Here is an 18,015-nt window from a genome sequence, read left to right as displayed (position 1 = left end):
CTATTCTATATATTGAACCTTCATTTGAGTGTCCTACATTTCTATTTTTAACCTTTATTTAACCTAAAAGGTGGTTAAAAGTGTACCTCGTAATCATCTAACTTAAATGATTACTAGGCACAACAACTGTTAATTATTATAGCATAATCTGATCGTCCTCTCTCTTCAACGAGGTAGAAATTAACGAGTAAGGTTCTCTTTTTGTTTTTGTATCATCTCTTTCACCTTAACTCGATGACTTTTTGGAGTTGGTACCGAATAAAAAAATTTATACTCTGCTAATCTTTCACAAAATACACAAATGCCTTTAAAGTTCTTTTCCTTAATTGCTGCAATATGGGGAGCCTGTAAGAAATGAAGCCCTTCCTTTATATGGCATTTACATACTAATAACAAGTTTATCTCTCCTTCATCAATATGTATTTCTACATGTTTACGAAGAACCCTAAAAATATATTCAACTTAAAGAGTTTCATAATCTATTTCCTCGTCACGAGGATTCTTAGGTGTTCAGAATTGTTAGCATTAATTTTGTACTCGGCAAGGCATATATTTCAGTCTACTCAAACAAATACGCTTGCAGTTCAAAAATTAGACACATTTTTCTCTTAAATAATACTTGTAGCTTTGTTTATATTATCGTATTCTTGTAACTATATTAAAAATATTGTGAACGAAATCACAAAGAATGAGCTTAACGCTCTTTTTTTACTTAATAACATGTGAATATTTTCACATTAATTGACACTTTTAAAAGGGGTAGATCATCAATGGATAAACCAAAAATTGTTATTTTAGGGTCTGGGTATGGCGGAATTATTACAACGAAGAAATTAGAAAAACTATTAAAATCAGGAGAGGCTGATGTCACTCTTATTAATAAACATTCGTATCATTACATTACGACTCAGTTGCATAAAATTGGAGCAGGAACTGCTCAAGACAATAAGATTGCCTTACCAATTGAGGAATTAATAGATATAGCTAAAATTAAGTTTAAAAAAGCCACAGTCTCCTCCCTTGATTTTGATCAAAATCAAGTATTATTGGATAATGGCGAGGCAATTAGCTATGATTATTTAGTTGTTGCACTAGGATTTCAGGTTGAAACATTTGGTATCCCTGGCATTAACGAACATGCTTTTAAGATTCGTAGTTTCAGAAGTTCTAAAGCTATCTATCACCACATTCAAAAACAATTTACAATGTATCAAGAGGATCATGATCCCGCTAGACTAACATTTGCAGTTGCTGGTGCAGGTTTTACTGGAATTGAAATGGTTGGTGAACTAGTTGAGAAACTTCCAAAACTAGCAAAACATCATAATATTCCTTTTGATAAGATCCAAATCATAAATATTGAAGCTTCTCCAAATCTACTACCTGGTTTTGAGCCGTCTGCTGTTTCTTACACGACTGAGCTTCTTAACAAAATGGGAGTTAAAGTGATGACTTCTACAAAAATCCTTGAATGTAATGAAAATTATGTAAAAGTCGATTCTGGAGAAATAGCAACTAAAACATTAATTTGGTCATGTGGAGTTCGCGGTCACCAACTATTTGAAGAAGCAGGTTTAAAAACAACTCGTGGAAAAATGGAAGTAGATAAGTTCCTACGAATTCCTACGTTGAAAAATGTTTTCTGTGTTGGCGATAACGCGTTATTTATGCAGGATGAAAAAACGCCACTACCACCTACTGCCCAGGTTGCGCTACAACAAGGCCCTATTTGTGCAGAAAATATTGTTGCTGCCATTCGCGGAACAGAATTAAAGCCGTTTCATTATCGTCATCAAGGTTCTGTTGCTTCTATTAGTGATTACTTTGCAGTTGGAAAAGTCGGGAAGTTTGTGATAAAAGGTAAATTTGCTGCTTTTATGAAGCAAATCATTGAGGCCAAATACTTATTTTGCCTCGGAGGGCCAACTCTTATCATTAAACAATTAGTTACAGGTCCTATTTCTTCTGCAAAAGTAACGGCAAAACAAGGTCAATAGTAGATCGAAATACCAAGAGGTTGTCCTATAGGACAACCTCTTTTTCACTTCATAGCAGCTAATTTTTACAAAAATTCAAAAATACCAAAATTAACCTACATACAGAAAGAATGTAGTGTATTATACTTACATTAAGAACTTTGTGACAAATCAGTGAACATTTAGTGACGTATTTATGAACACTTAAAATTAAGCGGTTACATTAAAGGAGGTTTTATATATGTTATGGGTTCATATGGTGATAATTGTAGGTCTACTAAGCATTATTCTTCCATTTATGCTTTTTTTACTAATGGGCTTAACGTTGAATAATCTATTAAGAAGTTTCCTAGTATCAATATCTTCAATCTTTTTCACCATTTCTCCAACCTTTTATATTTATTCAGGTTCTCAGCTTTACATAGTCATCTCTGCCATTACTATCATCTCAGTTTTAGCTGGAGTATGGTCTTACAGTTTCTTTACAAAGCATCTCCAAGAGCAAACCTTTCAACAAGATGAAGTAACAGTGCAATAACTTAAGTAATCCATTTCATATTTGAAAAAGACTTTCCTTAGGATAACGGGTTCAGTTTCCTGTCGCAAAACCCGAAAATGTAGCCCAATTTGTAGGGTCTTTTGTATCTGTTTTTGCAACCAAAAAAGAGGCTCAGTTCACTATTCTGAGCCCTTTTGGTTGCCTATTGAATCCCCCAAAAATCTTTTGCTCCTTCCCCAACCTTAAAAGAACGGAATCAGATGAGGGAATCAGTAGGGGTTCATAAATAAGCGGAGAAATTTCCCTTATTTAAAAAATAGCACTAAAAATAGCTAAAATAGACGGAATAATTCCGACTATTTACTCAAAAAACGTGAAAATGGTTGATTTTGCTTTGCTTAACCGGAAAATCTCCGCTTATTTCCGCTGAACCAAACTCTATCTGCAATTTAACCGGAAAATCTACGGTTATTTTAAATTTTTTGTAAGATAAATTGTATATCAACTTGAGGCAAAATTGTAGGGGTACAACAGCCATTGTACCCCTACATTCTAGAGTGCATTTCACTATACAAATTTTTATGTTTCCCTCCCCAAATGGCTTTACACCAATAAAAATTGAGTGTAAATTTCAAGTGTAAATTTGCACTCATTTTGACTTGCATTTTTAATATTTGTGATAAGAAACGGAACCCATTATCCTTAGGATAAGGCTTTTTTTTCGATATACTGGTATGGAAAAGGCTTTTTTTAGGGGGATCCGTCAAGTACACACAAGAACCTCTCGTGAAAATGTGCTTTTTTTGGCAACACAGCGATCAATAATCTCAAAGCCGGCACTATGAAGAAGTGAATCAAGCGGTTCAATAGAAATAATAACTGCTTTTTTAGCAAATTTGCGTGCACTTTGAAGCATTTCTAGTTGATCTTCCCATGGTAACACTGAACAAAGATTGTATGGCATGTCAATAATTGCTACATCATAATCATCTGTTATACTTCGGATATCACATAAAGTGACGTCTGTTGAAAATCCAAAGTGAGTAATATTCCTCCTTGTGCCTGGAAGTACAAGAGGATTAAGATCACTTCCTACTATATTTATATTCATCGAAAGTGCTTCAATAAGGACAGTACCTATACCGCAACATGGATCAATAGCTTTTTTTTCTACTGGATTTGGAACTGCAATATTTACAATCGCTCTCGCCAGCCGAGTACCAAGGGCTGTTGAGTAGTTTACCGGTTTATTTTGATGCTTAAACCAAACCGCTTCTGCTAACGATAATCTACCAAATACCCAGCGTCCATTCACTTGCATTATCCCTAATAAACAGTCAGGTGAAGATAAGTCCACTTTACCTTTCAGGGCTAGCCCTATTCCCCGCTCAAACTTCCGCCTCTCTTCAAAGCCAACTTTTTGTTCTTTGCTGAGGTCGCGATTTTGAATATATTGTACCTTGAAGGTTTTTTTAGTATAGAAAGCTTTTTCACTTGCTCGACGAGATTACCAAAGCTTATCCCCTCACAAATCACTTCTATTCTTTCTTTAATAAATGGACTCCTACTAGGATCAATGAAAACATCGCTTACTAAAATACTAGATGGAGTATCAAACCCAAATAAAGCGCGCATTTCTAAATAACACAAGTCCTGCTCGTCCTCATGATATGAATATGTATATAAATTATACTTTCGTTTTTGTTCTATAATTTCCAAGGTACTCTCCCTTCACACTGCAAATGCTTATCCTATCGAAACTACGGGCGCTTTCCCTCAGGTATCGATAGATAAATTTTCTAATATTAAAAAGATTGTTGCTATTAGCTTTTAGGTCGTAACCAAGCGAATGCTTGGTTACGACCTAAAAGCCACAAAGTTTACGAAAAGAGCCTATTAAAAAAAGGTTTTTACAACTTCTTCATCTGACCCGCACTCTAAACAATGGTACTCTATTTCCAGGGCATCTTCCCTTATTTTATGTAAAGTCTCCTTTTTACAACTTTTACAATAATATGTTTTTTCTATTTCCATGTTTGTCTCCTTATTCTACTATAATAATGTATTGTGAACCCTAACATATTATAAAAGCTCTTTTATTAATTCGTGTGGAACATTTAAAAACGACCTCCTATAATGACTTTACTATTTTTTCCTACTTTCTTGAATTTCATGTTTCCCCTCATAGGGTGGAGCAATTTGTTTTTGATTTGGCTTGAAATTAATTAACTTAGTTACTAGGAAGATATCTAATGAAAACAGTACCAATGTTTAGTCCCCTACTATCGCTTTATATTTACAAACAAAATAATGTCGATTACAATTATGGAAAATACAGTTATTTAGGGGGAAACAATGAAGAAAAAAACAGTTGATTTAGGAAATCGCATTTATTTAATCGATGGCTTCGATCTTGGACTTCCTTGTCGTACAGGCACATATGTTATTAATGATGAGTCACTTACATTAGTAGAAACAGGTCCGAGTATGAGCGTCCCGTATATAGTAAATGGCCTAAGGGAACTAAATCTCAATCCAAAGGATGTTCAGTACATTATTGTCACACATATTCATTTAGACCACTCAGGTGGAGCTGGACTTTTACTTCAAGAATGCCCGAATGCTAAAGTGATTGTTCACCCAAGAGGCGCAAGACATTTAGCTGACCCGTCAAGATTAATTATGGGCGCAAAAGCGGTTTATGGTGATGACTTTGAACGATTATTCGATCCGATTCTACCAATCCCAGAGGAAAACCTAATAATAAAAGAAGATGGCGATACACTCAAAATTGGGGAAAAGTGCGAACTTACATTTTATCACACACCTGGTCATGCTGATCACCACTTTAGTATCTATGATCCTATTAGTAATGGTATTTTTACTGGTGATACGGTTGGGGTTAGGTACGATCAAATAAAAGAATTTGAGTTTTATCTTCCTTCTACATCACCAAACCAATTTCGCCCTACAGAGATGTTGAATTCACTTAATAAGATTATTAAAGAACTTCAGGTTGATTATATTTTTTTCGGACATTTCAGTGTATCAAGCAACCCTATTGAAGTATTTAATCAAATCTCATACTGGCTTCCAAAGTTTGTTGAAATTGGCGAAAATGTCTATCGTAAGGGGCAAGATCACGAGCAATTAAGTAGTGAAATATTAGCCGTTGTCCAAGAAACTCTACAACAAAAAAATGTCCCTCTCGATCATCATGTATTTGAACTTATCAAACTTGATCTGCAGGTTTGCTCAATGGGAATTCTCGATTATCTAAGAAAAAAATATACAACAAATTAAGAATTTTTTAGCGGCTGCTCATAAACGTCGGTCTCTATAGACTAAAGTTCACGGGCAGTCAATTTACCTTTTTTTCTTTAAAGCGTTTGATTTTTTTATCCTAGGTAGTGTTGTGGGAGGTTGTTTTTTTATCCAATTTAGATATCTGATCATTTGTTCTTCATTTTGTAACCGTTCAATCGTGAACAAATCGCCTGCTAACTGCTCATTGGTATATAATGCGTGAGTTTGCTTATGACAAGGAATACATAGATTAGCGATTGGCCCATAATTCCCCCCCATTTCTCGAGGAATTAGGTGATGAACGGTTGTTTCGACCTCTCCTCGCCTACATAAGTCACATTGAGTCTTCACTTGTGCCCTACCTTTCACATTAAATTCTTTGCTTGTCCGTTAATACTTTCGAATGACTTTCACTTTCACCAAACTATTCATACAACTGCCATCAAGTTAATCATTTCTCATGAAGAGTAAAATATACTATAATAAAGTTAGTTTCAACTTAAATATTAATAAAGTGGGGTTACTCATGAATAGAAAAGAAGCAAACAATCATATTGGGAAAAAAATTCGTGTGGTTGATCCACTATTAGGTAGCTATATTGGGGAATTAATTGATGTTGTTGCTGAGCCGAGAAAGCCTTGGCGTGGTAAAGTGACAATTACGGCGATTGAACAATACCCAGTTCAGAATTTAACAGATATGAAAGATCAAGCTTTAACATATCCACCTTTTGCAGATGGAAAAACCTATGAAATTCCCGGTTCAAAAATTGAACCAGTGGGTGATATTGAACTAGAACTCAACTATAACGAGTCACTCATTAATGCTTTGCTAAACGAAATTAACCATTTTCAAGCAGAGAAAAACAAACTTGCTCGTGTTCTAAATGACCTCCAAGTCGAATTAAGAAAAGTAGACCCTGCCTATGAAATTAGTAATCAAGATGAATTAGACTATCAATATTACACGGTTGTAAAGGAAGATGACTACATTTATATTGTCGACGAAAATAACAATCAAGTTCCTTTAGACGATTGTCCATTTGATTTTCAGATTAGGGTAAAAGGTCGTTGGATAACTGTTCATTATTCTGAAGACTTAGTCTTCCTCGACCAAAAACAAAACACACACTATGTTAGTGAAGGTAGCAAAATTCGTTTAAACAAAGATCAATTTGATCCATACCATATTTTTATTAACGAATTAGAAAAACCGGCCTTAGACTCATTAAATAATGGTATACAAAAGTTTCGAATGAGCCATGACCATTGTGTTACTTGTCATAACACACTCCTTAATCAATACCTAGCATCTGAAGAAGAGAAAAAATTTATAGGAGTTAATTTTATTTCCTACCAAAAAGGTAGTGAGACATTGCTTGTCCAACACCATTATGAACGGGACATAAACGAAGATGGCGACGATATTACCTACGATCGCTTTGAATTTACAAACGATCAGGGTAAACGACTGTTAATGACTTACACAACTGAAAAAACGAAATGAAATTAGTTACTTCAAAGACATAGAGAGCTTTTTCTCTATGTCTTTTTTTCATCTATATACTTTTAAACAACAATCGACTCTTGTTACAATTCGAAAAGCTGATAGCAACAATCTTTATGAAAATAAAAATAAACCCACCAGGAAGAGGAATTCCTGACAGGTTCACCGTATAGCGGATTTTATTTTTGATACAGTAAACTTCTATACTTTTTACAAGTTTTCTAGGAACAATCGAACAACATCGGCTCCACCAATTACCGTTCCTAATGTGCTGCCTAGGTTTGTTAAAACAATAATAAGTAAAATTCTCGTAACCTTATTATTCCAAAAACCTTTTACCGTATAGACATCCTCTGAAAGATTCTCAAAATCTGCTACACTCGGTCTTCGAAAGTATGCTTGTACAAATCCTGAAAACCACCCCGCAGCCATTAAAGGACTTAGAGAACTCAGCGGTGCGACAAGGAAAGCTGTAATAATGGCCAGCGGATGCCCAAATGCAATTGCCGCCCCAAGTGCGGAGAAGGATCCATTCCAAAGCACCCAGCTGATGGTTTGTTGAAAACCTGCTGAAGGGTTAGCATAAAATGTATAAGCAATAATCGCCAGAATTAAGAAAGGGATCATCCATGCAATTACTTTAGGTGCTTTTGATTTTGGCGGTATCTTAGAAATTGCCTCTAAATCATGGTCTCTATGAATAACTTCTTTTATTCCAGGAACATGAGCTGCACCTAGAACCGCAACGATCTTTTTCCCTGGTGCTTCTTTTATTTTTTGAGCCAAAAATTGGTCTCTTTCATCTATTAAAGGAACCTTTAACCTAGGAAAGGCTAAGGTGAAATCATCGAGCATCGCGTTTAGCATATCCTGCGACTTAATTTTTTCTAATTCCTCTTCTGAGATGGTTTCGTTATTAAAGATACTAACAATAATTTGTGACAGAAGCTTCGCTTTGCCCCATAAACCGATTCCATGCCAAATCCGTGCAAACGTGATTTGAATATTTCGATCGGCTAGTACTAACTTTGCACCGACTTCATTAGCTGATTCAATACCTTGAATCATTTCCTGGCCTGGTTTAATCCCAAATTGTTTAGCCACTCGTTTTTGGAATGAAGATATGACCAAGTTCATTAATAAAAGCGTAGCTTTTTTTTCTTTAATAACTTTAAAGATATCCATATCTTTCCACTTATTACCATCTGTTATCGCCTGATATCTTTGTTCATCTAATTCAACACAAACTGTGTCCGGCCGTTCGGCTTCAATAACTTCCTTCACCTGTTCTGCACTCTTCTTTGAGACATGAGCAGTACCAATTAGGATCAGTTCTTTGCCATCTAAATGAATTCTCGTGATATTTTCTTCTGTCATAAATACCTTCCTTTTAAGGATATCTAGTTATAAAATAAAAATAATCCCATTTTATAATTATGAGCTAAATTATCCTAAATTTCAATTATGTTTTATTATTTATTCTAGGAAGGCGCTAACGATTAGTTAATTTACCAGTAGCAATGTTTTTGCGTGAAGTTTAGAACTAATTAAAGCTTCCTGTTTCTATTTGAAACAAGAAGCTCTAGGATGATATTTTCCCCCTAATTAGTCATTGTTTTTTTCATCTGTTTTCTTTTAGCGATCCAAAACGCAAAAATAACCAAAGGAATCGCAATTATAAAGGGAATATTTATATGACTCTGGGTAATAAACGCTAAAACCATTAATACTATGATGCCAATGATAATGTACAGGCACCCTCTCCCGAAAGTTTCCATCCATCTCACCCCAATCTCTAATAAACACATTATTTGCCTCAGGTTTTCTTATTTAAAGACTCTTTTTCTTAAGCAGTGCGGTTCTTTAGTTCTATAAATTGATATAATCCCCTGTTCCAGTTTATGAGTTAGATAAAATACCACTAGACCTTCAACCACCTCATTGTAAACAACAATCAATGCAATATACAGTCTAATCACAAGATTAATTATATATATTATTCATACGTGATACTTATTCGTGAACTCCCCACCACTTAATTTTCTAACGAAAACATTTGGCTAAAATGATAATAAGAAAAGCGCAAGCGCCCTGGGAGCCCCGACAAGCAAATGTTCTTCGAGAAAAAAAGTGTGCTCTTTCACTTTTATTCTCGAAGGTTATTTGACCTCGAGGGGCTGGTCGGTGGAGCTAGACAGTTATTACGTTGAAATTTTATACATTCTTATCTTTAAATAAAAGACTAACTAGAGAGTTAGTCCTATTATTTCTCATATGAATACCACGAGAAAATTTCTTCTTTTTGCTTTTTACTTATATCAACTAAACTAAAGGATTTTCCAAACACACTTGTTAGAATGGATACTTTTATCGTATACAACGCTCTAAATTTTTGAAAAAGTGATTGTTTCATCTCTAATGCTTGAATTCGGTGTCTCGGGATAATGACTAATGTTTTCGAGATAGAGCGAAAGGTCATCCATAGAAAATAATCATTGTTACCTACACCAGCATCTTTATATTGCCGTTCTCCAAGCAAATAACTCAAAGACAGCACCAGAACCGCACCAACATATCCATAGGGTATGAAAACTGCAGCTAAACCTGCTAAAAATGTAGCTGGGATGACCTTTCTGATAATATACCTTTTTTTGGCGCGCTTTGGAAGTGGATCAATCGGTTGGTCAAATGAATAGTCTGGAATTATTTCTTTTAAATGCCGTTGCAAATCCCTCTTTTGAATAAGAGGAAAAAGAATGGTTGAGAGCTGCTCGTCCTTGGAGCCTCCTCCCGCACTTTCAACGTAAACAGTTACTAAACCAAACGGTTGTCTCAACAGGCTCTCTACAACTCGAATCGCAGTTATTCTGGAGACAGATAATGTAAGTTGCCGCTTTTCTAGAACTCCCCTTGTGATTTCTAACTCATCGTCTTTTTTCACAATGATAAAACCACCATATTTCAATAAGGTACTGATAATGGATAGGATCCAGGCTAACAGCAAAATCATTACCGACATCGCCACAATTAGTACAAGACCGGATTGAAATAAGTAGCCTAAGGAATCAACAATCAATTGTTCCCCAAGCCATTCCTCTAATTGTGTGGCTATTGCCAGAATAGCCATAAAAGCAAGCCCAATTCCGCTAGATGTTAAAGCAGCTAAAAATAAATTTTGAGTGGTTAGCTTCCATCGGATTAATTCAGTTTTATCTTGGATGATATCTTGCTCGTTAGTCATTTCCGTTTGTGCACCCACATCTAAAAGTTGCTTTTTGATATGAAGTGCATCCTGGTTCGTGACTGCAGTTAACAAAACTTCTGGCTCATTTCCCCCTCCAGCTGTTTCGACTTTGACAGCTACTAGGTTGAACATTCTTTGTAGTACACCTGCGGTAATGTCGATACTATAAATTCTTTCCCGGCGAATAAAGCGGTTCTTCTTGATCATGATTCCTTGCTTAATTCGAAGTTCTTCACAATTAACCTCATATGTAAATGTCAACCACTTTAAATAACCATAAAAAAAGAGTAGCAGAAACCCACCGATCACAAAATACAGCGTAAATGGAAATTCCCATGTCGCAGCTCCTCTACCAAAGAAAAACGCTGCAATAATGGGCACAATTAATTCTTTTAAGCCCGAAAAGAACAAGAGGAAAATTGCAACTGGATGAAGTCGTTTTCCTTTAGACATCCTCATCAGCCTCGGTTGTTAATTTAGAAATTTGGTCTCTAAGACTTGCTGCTCTTCCTTCTGTTAAAGCAGGAATTTGATGAACTGTTGCGGCTGTTGTTATCGTCAGTGTTGCTAGTCCAAATCTTCTCAATAATGGACCTTGTCTAGTATCAACATGTTGAACGCGAATCATCGGAATTAATACTCTTCGCACTACTACAATGCCAAAGCGTAAATCTACTTCATTCTCATAAACTTCATAGCGCCAACTTCGCCACTTTAACGTTGGAATAATCATTATTTTAACCATACCAACAATAAGGATAGCACCTAGAAGACACCAAAATAACCACAAAGGAAATTGTAAAAAATGATTTAGGAAGAAGTATCCTACAGGAATTATGCTGTATAAAAGTGTTTCAAGGAGACCGGTGATCCGCCAAACCTTTAGGGCATTCGTTGATATTTTTTGAGTTGGATTTGGTCGCATTTTTACCGCCTACTCCTCATCGTCGGTAACAAACACAATTTTCACCCCAAGCTCCTGTAAAAGTTTAAGTACCTCAGCATTTAATGTTTCATCATAGAGAAGGCCAACAGACTCAACTAACTCTAATTCCTCTAAATCACCAGTTTGTGCATCTTCAATTAATTCAATAATATCAGTAAGTCCTTTTTCCTTTAACAAGTTTAAAATTTCTTCTATACTCATAATGTTCACTCCAATTAGATTTTTTCATTTTTAGTTTACCACCTTATATTATATAGTCAAAAAATCATTTCTAAAAATAAAAGGCTGTTTTTCGTAAACTTCGTTGCTTTTAGGTCGGAACCAAGCATTCACTTGGTTCCGAACTAAAAGCTAATAGCAACAATCTTTTAGAAAAGCGCGAAATAACATAATGCTTTCGTTTTTATGGTTAAGTATCGAAACCTTTTACCACTAAACACAAACACTAGGATTTTCGTTAGAAATTATCTTTTGTGTAAAGAAAAGCTCAAGGTGACCATCTTTCGGAGACAAGATGGTCTGCCAGATTTCGAAAAAATTTTTACAATATTTTTCCTAAACCCTGGATGATCTCAACAAACTTTGCTTTATCATTATATTTAGCCACAATTTCCTGATGTCGATTAATGATTACTGTCGTGGGCACCCCCATGCATTGGTATGCATCATAAACCTTTGTTCCATCATCCATTAAAACAGGAAATGAATAATTCTTCTCAGCGATCAACCTTTTACCGTCTTCAGGTTGACCTTCCCGCCCAGTTACATTAATGGTTAAGAAACCAAGTTTATCTGGATCAATCGTTCGGTAAAATTGATCTTTAAAATGGAGATCTTTTTGGCAGTCTGGGCACCAAGAGGTCCAAAACGTTAGAACTAAAGGTTTTCCTCGATAGGATTTTATAGAAATTACTCCCTCACCGTTTAACTGGGGTAAGGTAAAAGTTGGTGCTAGCATGAAAATCCCCCTTCACTTCTTAAAAACTCTATTGATTCTCTCTCAAAATGGGAAAAAATACGGAATTGTTAACATCATAACAGCCCAGATCACTAGTTGAAGTGGGACACCTACTTTAACGAAGTCACTAAACTTATAACCGCCTGCTGTCATTACAAGTGCATTTGTTGGTGAAGCTACAGGAGTTGCAAAAGCCATACTTGCAGCTACCGATACAGCGATTAAGAAAGGATAGGGGCTAGCCCCCACATTAATGGCTGTTGTAATAGCTATCGGAGCAAACAGCACTGCTGTGGCAGTATTACTAATAAATTGGCTAAACAGCATGGTTGTAAAATAAAAACCTCCCATTAAAGCTAATGGGCCATAGCCTCCTAAAGTTCCAATAATAAGGTCAGATAAATACAAAATACCACCAGTTTTCTCAAGCGCTGTAGCCATAGGTAGCATTGCCGCAATTAACACTACACTCTCCCAATTTATTCGACCATAAGCATCTTCCATATTTCTCAGACAGCCGGTTAAGATCATCAATACTGCAGCAATTAGCACTGAGGTAACTGCAGGGACGATTTCCAAAGTCATCATCACTAGCATGCCTAGCATGATCGCTCCGGCAATCGGTGCTCTTCCGCTTGCAGCTGCCATATTGGCTTGCTCTTTCGTTTGACCCAGCACCACAACGTCTTCTGTATCTTTTGCAAGCAGTTCTAAATCAGTCCATTTTCCTTGAACGAGTAAAGCATCTCCAAACTTCAATGATTTGTTTGGCCAATTCTTTAACTGATACTCACCTTTTCGATTAATCCCTAAAATATTTAAATTGTACTTTTCCCGGAAATTTAGATTTGAAATTGTTTCATTAATAAAACTTGAATGTGGCGTCAACAAAACTTCGGCAACGCCAAATTCTCTCGAGACTAAATTAGTAGGACTCGCATACTCATCTTTATTTAACAACAATAAGAGAAAGTCCTTCTTAAACAGCTTCACATCATCGATACTTCCTTGAACATATAAAATGTCATTTTCTTTAATGACCGTATTTGAAGTAGCTGGTATTTGTTGGAGACCAGTCCTAATTGGAATTTCACCATTACGTCTTTCAATGTGAATAATTCCGACACGGTACTTTTTCGGAAGTTGGAGTTCAGCCAGCTGTTTATTGATCATTGGTGATAATGGTTGAACTCTAACTTTGTACAATTGATCAGAAATATGAAAGGAATTCGCTAAATCATCCGGGGTAGTTTCACGTTGATTATGGAATTGTTCTTTTGGATCTCCTTTGGGTAGCAATTTTTTTCCGATTGTCATTAAGAAGGCGATCCCTGTAAATAGCGCAACTATTCCCACTGGTGTAAAATCAAAAAAAGCTAAACGTGGGTAACCATTATCAGCTAAAATTTGGCTAACGATCAAGTTTGGAGGTGTACCAATTAAGGTTAGTACCCCACCTAAGCTACTTGCAAATGCAAGGGGGATAAGAAATAAAGCTGGGCTTTTTCTCATACCAAGAGCTAAACTGATGACCACGGGCATTAATACTGCCACAGTACCTGTGTTACTCATAAACGCGCTTAAAATAGCAACTAGGATCATTAAAAGTAGTAATAAGCGCATCTCACTATTTCCACCAAATTTTAATAAATAATTCCCTGCAAGTCTCGCTAATCCAGTTCGAAAAATACCTCCACCAACAACAAACAATCCAGCTATCATTATGACAATTGAATTTGAGAAACCTGCTAAAGCTTCACTTGTTGAAATAATTCCTGTTAATACTAGTGCTAGTAACGAGCACATTGCAATCAGATCAGCGCGAATTTTCCCTAGCATAAAAAATAATGTTGTTATCAGTAATATGATAAATGTTAGTAAGAGTTGAGATTCCATTACCTTTACCGCCTTCGTGTTTTATGTATATAACCTGGATAATTTAGTATAGTTATTCCAAAAATTTGATCAAATACTTTAGATAAATTTAGAAGAATTATACAATAAAAAAGGGCAGATAACCTGCATAAAAGCATGCACAAGCAAAAAGCTAATCCATGTTATTAAATGCAACGATTATCTTCCCAAAAATGTCGTTTGTTTTTTTATAGGATCTGTTACAAAATTTTGCTTCTTGATCAAGCAATTTGAAAACGCATCGTGGCTTATCTAAACTACCGTATTAACAGCGATAGTATACTTTTAAAGAGCCTTAAATGCTTACTTGATCTTTAATGGATTCGTTTGCAGCAAGTAACCCTGCACCAGGCTCGCATTTGAAGCCTTGTTCTCGCAAGACATCCTCTATTGCCGCTAAAAATTGGGTGACATTTGTTTGCGTTGCATTATAGCCCATTAACCCAATTCTCCACACTTTCCCTTTCAACTCTCCTAAACCGCCACCGATCTCTATGCCATACTTGGTAAGAAGTTGGGTTCTTACCTCAAAATCATTAATCCCTTCAGGAATTAATACGGAAGTCAACTGATAAAGGCGGTGTTCTTTTTTCACCAGGAGTTCTAGTCCAAGCCCTTCTAAGCCAGATTGAAGAGCAGTTCCATATATCTTATGCCGTGAAAACACATTCTCTAGACCTTCTTCATGTATAATTCTTAAAGCCTCACGTAGTGCATAAACCATTGTAATCGGTGCAGTATGGTGATAAAACCTTTCGTCATTCCAATAATTTTGGATCATTGATAAATCTAGATACCAACTCTGGACTTTCGTTTTACGATTGGCCATCACTTTTAAAGCACGAGCATTAAATGTTACAGGGGCAAGCCCTGGCGGTGCACTCAGACATTTCTGTGTCCCACTATAAGCGGCATCTATTTCATTATCATCAATTTCCGTTGGAATGCCACCAATTGAGGTGACCATATCACATACAAATAATGCGTTATGAGCATGAATAACCTTACTTAATGGTTTTAAGGGTTGCATAACACCAGTGGATGTCTCTGCATGTACAACTGCAACAAGCTTCGTACCCGGGTTCTCAATTAACGCCGCCTCAATATCAGTAGGTTGAATAATTTCTCCCCATGGTGCATTTACTTGAATTACGGTGGCCCCAGTACGCTCTGCTACATCCACCATTCTCTGCCCAAAGAGCCCATTAACACCAATGATGACTTTATCTCCAGGCTCGATTAAATTTACAAAGACTGTTTCCATCCCTGCACTACCTGTACCAGACATCGGAATGGTTAGTTTATTTTCAGTTTGAAAAACAAGTTTTAATAAGTCTTTCGTTTCATTCATGAGCTTTAAGAATTCTGGATCTAAATGACCTAATAATGGTGTTGTCATCGCTCTTAGGACACGAGGGTGAACATCACTTGGTCCCGGGCCCATTAATAATCGCTTTGAAGGATTCAATTCATTTATCATTCAGTGACCACTCCCTTTTAAAATCGGTAATGGTAAATTATTCGCTAAATTGAAGGATATTCCTTCCAAAAACAAAATGTTCCCTATTTCTTCACAACTTTCGCTCCTAATACATGTTTTAAAATGCTGAAGTGCCCACTCATGACCCGTTTGCGAAAAACTTTGGACAGCATCTTCATGAACTACAATCGTGAAACCCTTATGATAAGCATCAATCGCAGTATGTAATACGCAAATATCCGTACAAACCCCAACTAAATGAAGCTCAGTTATATTTCTAGCTCTAAGTCGAAGTTCTATGTCTGTGCCGCAAAAAGCACTATATCTCGTCTTATCTACCCAATCAACATGAACATCATCAGCTTTTTGTAGTTGTTCATAATAAGTTCCTAATTTTCCATATTGATGTCTTCCATCCGTATTCCTTAAGTTATGTGGTGGGAAAAGTTTTGTCTCCGGATGATACTGATCGTCCTTTTCATGAACATCAACGGCAAAAATGACATACTCATTGCTCTGAACGAACTCCTCAGTTAATTCAGTAATACGTTCTTCGATTTCCTGCCCTGGTTTACCACAGGTCAACTTTCCTTCATCTGCAACAAAATCATTCGTATAATCAATAACGATTAAAGCCTTCATTAGTTACTCACACTCCTTTTACCTAAATTATAGCAAGAAACCACAGGTAAAAAACCATTCTTTAAAATAAATAAAAAAAGGCTAATCAGCCTTTTTATATTCCTAATATCATTTTATTTTGCATTTGGTGTACCTGTTGTTGCGCTCGAGTTAATAGATCTCTTTGTTCTGGTGTTGCACTCATTAATAATCGCTCAATTTGCATATTCATTTGCTCTAATTGTTGCTGCGCTTCATCGTATTTAAGCTCATCTCCACCTTGAACCTGTTTTGCAGAATTAAGCTGACTTTCAGCAAACTGTAAAATCTCATCAACTCTTTGTAATTGTAGTCTTATTTGATCATGAGTACCCATGGTTTAGCCTCCTAAAATCATCTTTAACTTCTATCGTTAATGTGGCATTAAAGAAGTTTATTTATGCCAGGAGGACATTAGAAAAACTTGGCTTCCTTTTTTTGAAAGGCTATTTTCGTAAACTTTATTGCTTTTAGGTTGTCTTTTGAGAAGCTTTTTTCACTTTATTTCACTTACTTCATTATTATGTTTTATCAAATATGTTTGTAAATCATTAGGAATAATGTGGTTGTAAAAATTAATTTTGCTTCTTCGAGTAACTCTTCAGTTCTATTACAATATCTTGAGCTAATATGATTAAGAAACAACACTTTAACATCATTTCTCTTAGCCAACAATGCAGCTTCTTTCGCCGTAGAATGAAAGTGTTCGTATGCTAACAGTTCATCCTTATCAAGAAAGGTGGCTTCATGATTAAAATATCAGCATGATGAGCTAAGACGTTTGATTATCGGTCAATCTTGTGTCACCAGCGATCGCAATAATTTTCCCCTTTTTTTCAGGACCAACAAAATCAGCACCGTTCACTACTTGGCCATTATCCAGTACGACCTTTTCACCACCCTTTATTTTTTAAAAAGTGGACCTGGAGTAACACCAATTTCCTTTAACCTCTCTACATCTAATGCTCCTGGAGCATCTTTTTCTATAATTCGAAACCCAAACGACTGTATGCCATGTTCAAGTTTTATTGCTTCAAAAGTAAAATATTCGGTTTTGAGAAATTCGCCTTCATCTATTTCAACTATTTCTAAAGGATAGCGAACAAAGGTGTTTGAAATAAGTAAGGTCGTTTCAATGAATTCCTTTATTCCTTTTGGCCCATATACTTGAAGTAAGTCTTTTGCCCCCTGAAATGAGCGGCTTCCCAACAAACCTGGCAGGCCATAAATATGGTCTCCATGTAAATGGGTTATAAAAATCTTATTAATTTTGCTAAGAGTAATTGATGAATGGAGTAATTGATGTTGAGTTCCCTCACCACAGTCAAACATCCAACATTCATTTTCATACTGAAGCATTTGAAGCACTAATGAACTAACATTCCGTGCTTTTGACGGAATCCCTGCACATGTCCCTAAAAACTGTAGTTTGATCATTTTATAATCTCCCTCACTTTATCCTAATTTTATCTTACAAATTATTTCTTAGGATCGCAAACCTTTAAGAAATTGCACCAGAAAATAC

Annotated in this window: 15 protein-coding genes and 2 pseudogenes; 4 read left to right on the top strand and 13 right to left on the bottom strand. The window is 36.0% G+C overall.

All coding sequences use genetic code 11. The features are described from left to right. Positions 1-180: 180 nt before the first annotated feature. The gene (locus H1D32_RS15590) at positions 181-396 is read right to left on the bottom strand and encodes a hypothetical protein (protein WP_261179198.1); all 216 of its coding nucleotides are present in this window, start codon (positions 394-396) and stop codon (positions 181-183) included. 374 nt (positions 397-770) lie between these two features. Here H1D32_RS15590 and H1D32_RS15585 point away from each other — a divergent pair, with 374 nt between their 5' ends. Together H1D32_RS15585 and H1D32_RS15580 are read left to right on the top strand one after the other, a co-directional pair. Further along, positions 771-1,997, top strand: coding sequence for an NAD(P)/FAD-dependent oxidoreductase (locus tag H1D32_RS15585; RefSeq protein WP_261179197.1), 1,227 nt, complete (start codon positions 771-773; stop codon positions 1,995-1,997). Between the two features lie 220 nt (positions 1,998-2,217). Further along, positions 2,218-2,514, top strand: coding sequence for a hypothetical protein (locus tag H1D32_RS15580; protein ID WP_261179196.1), 297 nt, complete (start codon positions 2,218-2,220; stop codon positions 2,512-2,514). A 724-nt stretch (positions 2,515-3,238) separates the two neighbouring features. Here H1D32_RS15580 and H1D32_RS15575 read toward each other — a convergent pair. Next, positions 3,239-4,110: pseudogene (locus tag H1D32_RS15575) on the bottom strand (TRM11 family SAM-dependent methyltransferase). A gap of 720 nt (positions 4,111-4,830) precedes the next feature. Between H1D32_RS15575 and H1D32_RS15570 the strand changes: the two are divergent. Further along, positions 4,831-5,778 (top strand): MBL fold metallo-hydrolase, encoded by a 948-nt coding sequence (locus H1D32_RS15570; RefSeq protein WP_261179195.1) that lies wholly within the window; start codon positions 4,831-4,833, stop codon positions 5,776-5,778. Positions 5,779-5,841: 63 nt separating this feature from the next. On the opposite strand, the gene H1D32_RS15565 is transcribed toward H1D32_RS15570, so the two are convergent. After that, positions 5,842-6,132 carry an HNH endonuclease signature motif containing protein gene (locus H1D32_RS15565; RefSeq protein WP_261179194.1) on the bottom strand — a complete coding sequence of 97 codons (291 nt, stop codon included), beginning with the start codon at positions 6,130-6,132 and terminating at the stop codon, positions 5,842-5,844. A gap of 175 nt (positions 6,133-6,307) precedes the next feature. On the opposite strand from H1D32_RS15565, the gene H1D32_RS15560 reads away from it, so the two are divergent. After that, positions 6,308-7,288: a DUF2777 domain-containing protein gene (locus H1D32_RS15560; RefSeq protein ID WP_261179193.1), complete on the top strand. Its 981-nt coding sequence runs from the start codon at positions 6,308-6,310 to the stop codon at positions 7,286-7,288. Positions 7,289-7,498: 210 nt separating this feature from the next. On the opposite strand, the gene H1D32_RS15555 is transcribed toward H1D32_RS15560, so the two are convergent. The 10 genes and pseudogenes from H1D32_RS15555 to rnz form a co-directional block, all read right to left on the bottom strand. Then, positions 7,499-8,665, bottom strand: a complete 1,167-nt coding sequence (locus H1D32_RS15555) for a TraB/GumN family protein (RefSeq protein ID WP_261179192.1) — start codon at positions 8,663-8,665, stop codon at positions 7,499-7,501. Between the two features lie 886 nt (positions 8,666-9,551). Then, positions 9,552-10,985 carry a PH domain-containing protein gene (locus H1D32_RS15550; RefSeq protein WP_261179191.1) on the bottom strand — a complete coding sequence of 478 codons (1,434 nt, stop codon included), beginning with the start codon at positions 10,983-10,985 and terminating at the stop codon, positions 9,552-9,554. After that, a complete protein-coding gene (locus H1D32_RS15545) occupies positions 10,978-11,457 on the bottom strand; it encodes a PH domain-containing protein (RefSeq protein WP_261179190.1) in 480 nt (159 codons plus the stop codon). Before H1D32_RS15545 ends, H1D32_RS15550 begins: the two co-directional genes overlap by 8 nt. Positions 11,458-11,466: 9 nt before the next feature. Next, the gene (locus H1D32_RS15540; RefSeq protein WP_261179189.1) at positions 11,467-11,679 is read right to left on the bottom strand and encodes a hypothetical protein; all 213 of its coding nucleotides are present in this window, start codon (positions 11,677-11,679) and stop codon (positions 11,467-11,469) included. Positions 11,680-12,019: 340 nt separating this feature from the next. Beyond that, a complete protein-coding gene (locus H1D32_RS15535; protein ID WP_261179188.1) occupies positions 12,020-12,436 on the bottom strand; it encodes a TlpA disulfide reductase family protein in 417 nt (138 codons plus the stop codon). A 42-nt stretch (positions 12,437-12,478) separates the two neighbouring features. Continuing rightward, a complete protein-coding gene (locus H1D32_RS15530) occupies positions 12,479-14,332 on the bottom strand; it encodes an SLC13 family permease (protein ID WP_261179187.1) in 1,854 nt (617 codons plus the stop codon). A gap of 313 nt (positions 14,333-14,645) precedes the next feature. Further along, positions 14,646-15,830 (bottom strand): pyridoxal-phosphate-dependent aminotransferase family protein, encoded by a 1,185-nt coding sequence (locus H1D32_RS15525; protein ID WP_261179186.1) that lies wholly within the window; start codon positions 15,828-15,830, stop codon positions 14,646-14,648. Next, positions 15,831-16,472 (bottom strand): cysteine hydrolase family protein, encoded by a 642-nt coding sequence (locus H1D32_RS15520; protein WP_261179185.1) that lies wholly within the window; start codon positions 16,470-16,472, stop codon positions 15,831-15,833. A gap of 94 nt (positions 16,473-16,566) precedes the next feature. Then, complete coding sequence (locus H1D32_RS15515; RefSeq protein WP_261179184.1) at positions 16,567-16,827, bottom strand: DUF2524 family protein; 261 nt, start codon at positions 16,825-16,827, stop codon at positions 16,567-16,569. A gap of 194 nt (positions 16,828-17,021) precedes the next feature. Next, positions 17,022-17,924: pseudogene (rnz, locus tag H1D32_RS15510) on the bottom strand (ribonuclease Z). Between the last annotated feature and the right edge of the window lie 91 nt (positions 17,925-18,015).

Source organism: Anaerobacillus sp. CMMVII (genome assembly GCF_025377685.1).
GTDB lineage: Bacteria > Bacillota > Bacilli > Bacillales > Anaerobacillaceae > Anaerobacillus.
The sequence above is the reverse complement of the archived record's forward strand: the minus strand, read 5'-3'. Positions and strand labels throughout refer to the sequence as shown.

Excerpts from the sequence above, each read along its gene's own strand:
- H1D32_RS15540 (WP_261179189.1), bottom strand. The coding sequence starts at position 11,679 with ATGAGTATAGAAGAAATTTTAAACTTGTTAAAGGAAAAAGGACTTACT.
- H1D32_RS15555 (WP_261179192.1), bottom strand. The coding sequence starts at position 8,665 with ATGACAGAAGAAAATATCACGAGAATTCATTTAGATGGCAAAGAACTG.
- H1D32_RS15530 (WP_261179187.1), bottom strand. The coding sequence starts at position 14,332 with ATGGAATCTCAACTCTTACTAACATTTATCATATTACTGATAACAACA.
- H1D32_RS15550 (WP_261179191.1), bottom strand. The coding sequence starts at position 10,985 with ATGTCTAAAGGAAAACGACTTCATCCAGTTGCAATTTTCCTCTTGTTC.
- H1D32_RS15535 (WP_261179188.1), bottom strand. The coding sequence starts at position 12,436 with ATGCTAGCACCAACTTTTACCTTACCCCAGTTAAACGGTGAGGGAGTA.
- H1D32_RS15525 (WP_261179186.1), bottom strand. The coding sequence starts at position 15,830 with ATGATAAATGAATTGAATCCTTCAAAGCGATTATTAATGGGCCCGGGA.
- H1D32_RS15520 (WP_261179185.1), bottom strand. The coding sequence starts at position 16,472 with ATGAAGGCTTTAATCGTTATTGATTATACGAATGATTTTGTTGCAGAT.
- H1D32_RS15560 (WP_261179193.1), top strand. The coding sequence starts at position 6,308 with ATGAATAGAAAAGAAGCAAACAATCATATTGGGAAAAAAATTCGTGTG.
- H1D32_RS15545 (WP_261179190.1), bottom strand. The coding sequence starts at position 11,457 with ATGCGACCAAATCCAACTCAAAAAATATCAACGAATGCCCTAAAGGTT.
- H1D32_RS15515 (WP_261179184.1), bottom strand. The coding sequence starts at position 16,827 with ATGGGTACTCATGATCAAATAAGACTACAATTACAAAGAGTTGATGAG.
- H1D32_RS15585 (WP_261179197.1), top strand. The coding sequence starts at position 771 with ATGGATAAACCAAAAATTGTTATTTTAGGGTCTGGGTATGGCGGAATT.
- H1D32_RS15580 (WP_261179196.1), top strand. The coding sequence starts at position 2,218 with ATGTTATGGGTTCATATGGTGATAATTGTAGGTCTACTAAGCATTATT.
- H1D32_RS15570 (WP_261179195.1), top strand. The coding sequence starts at position 4,831 with ATGAAGAAAAAAACAGTTGATTTAGGAAATCGCATTTATTTAATCGAT.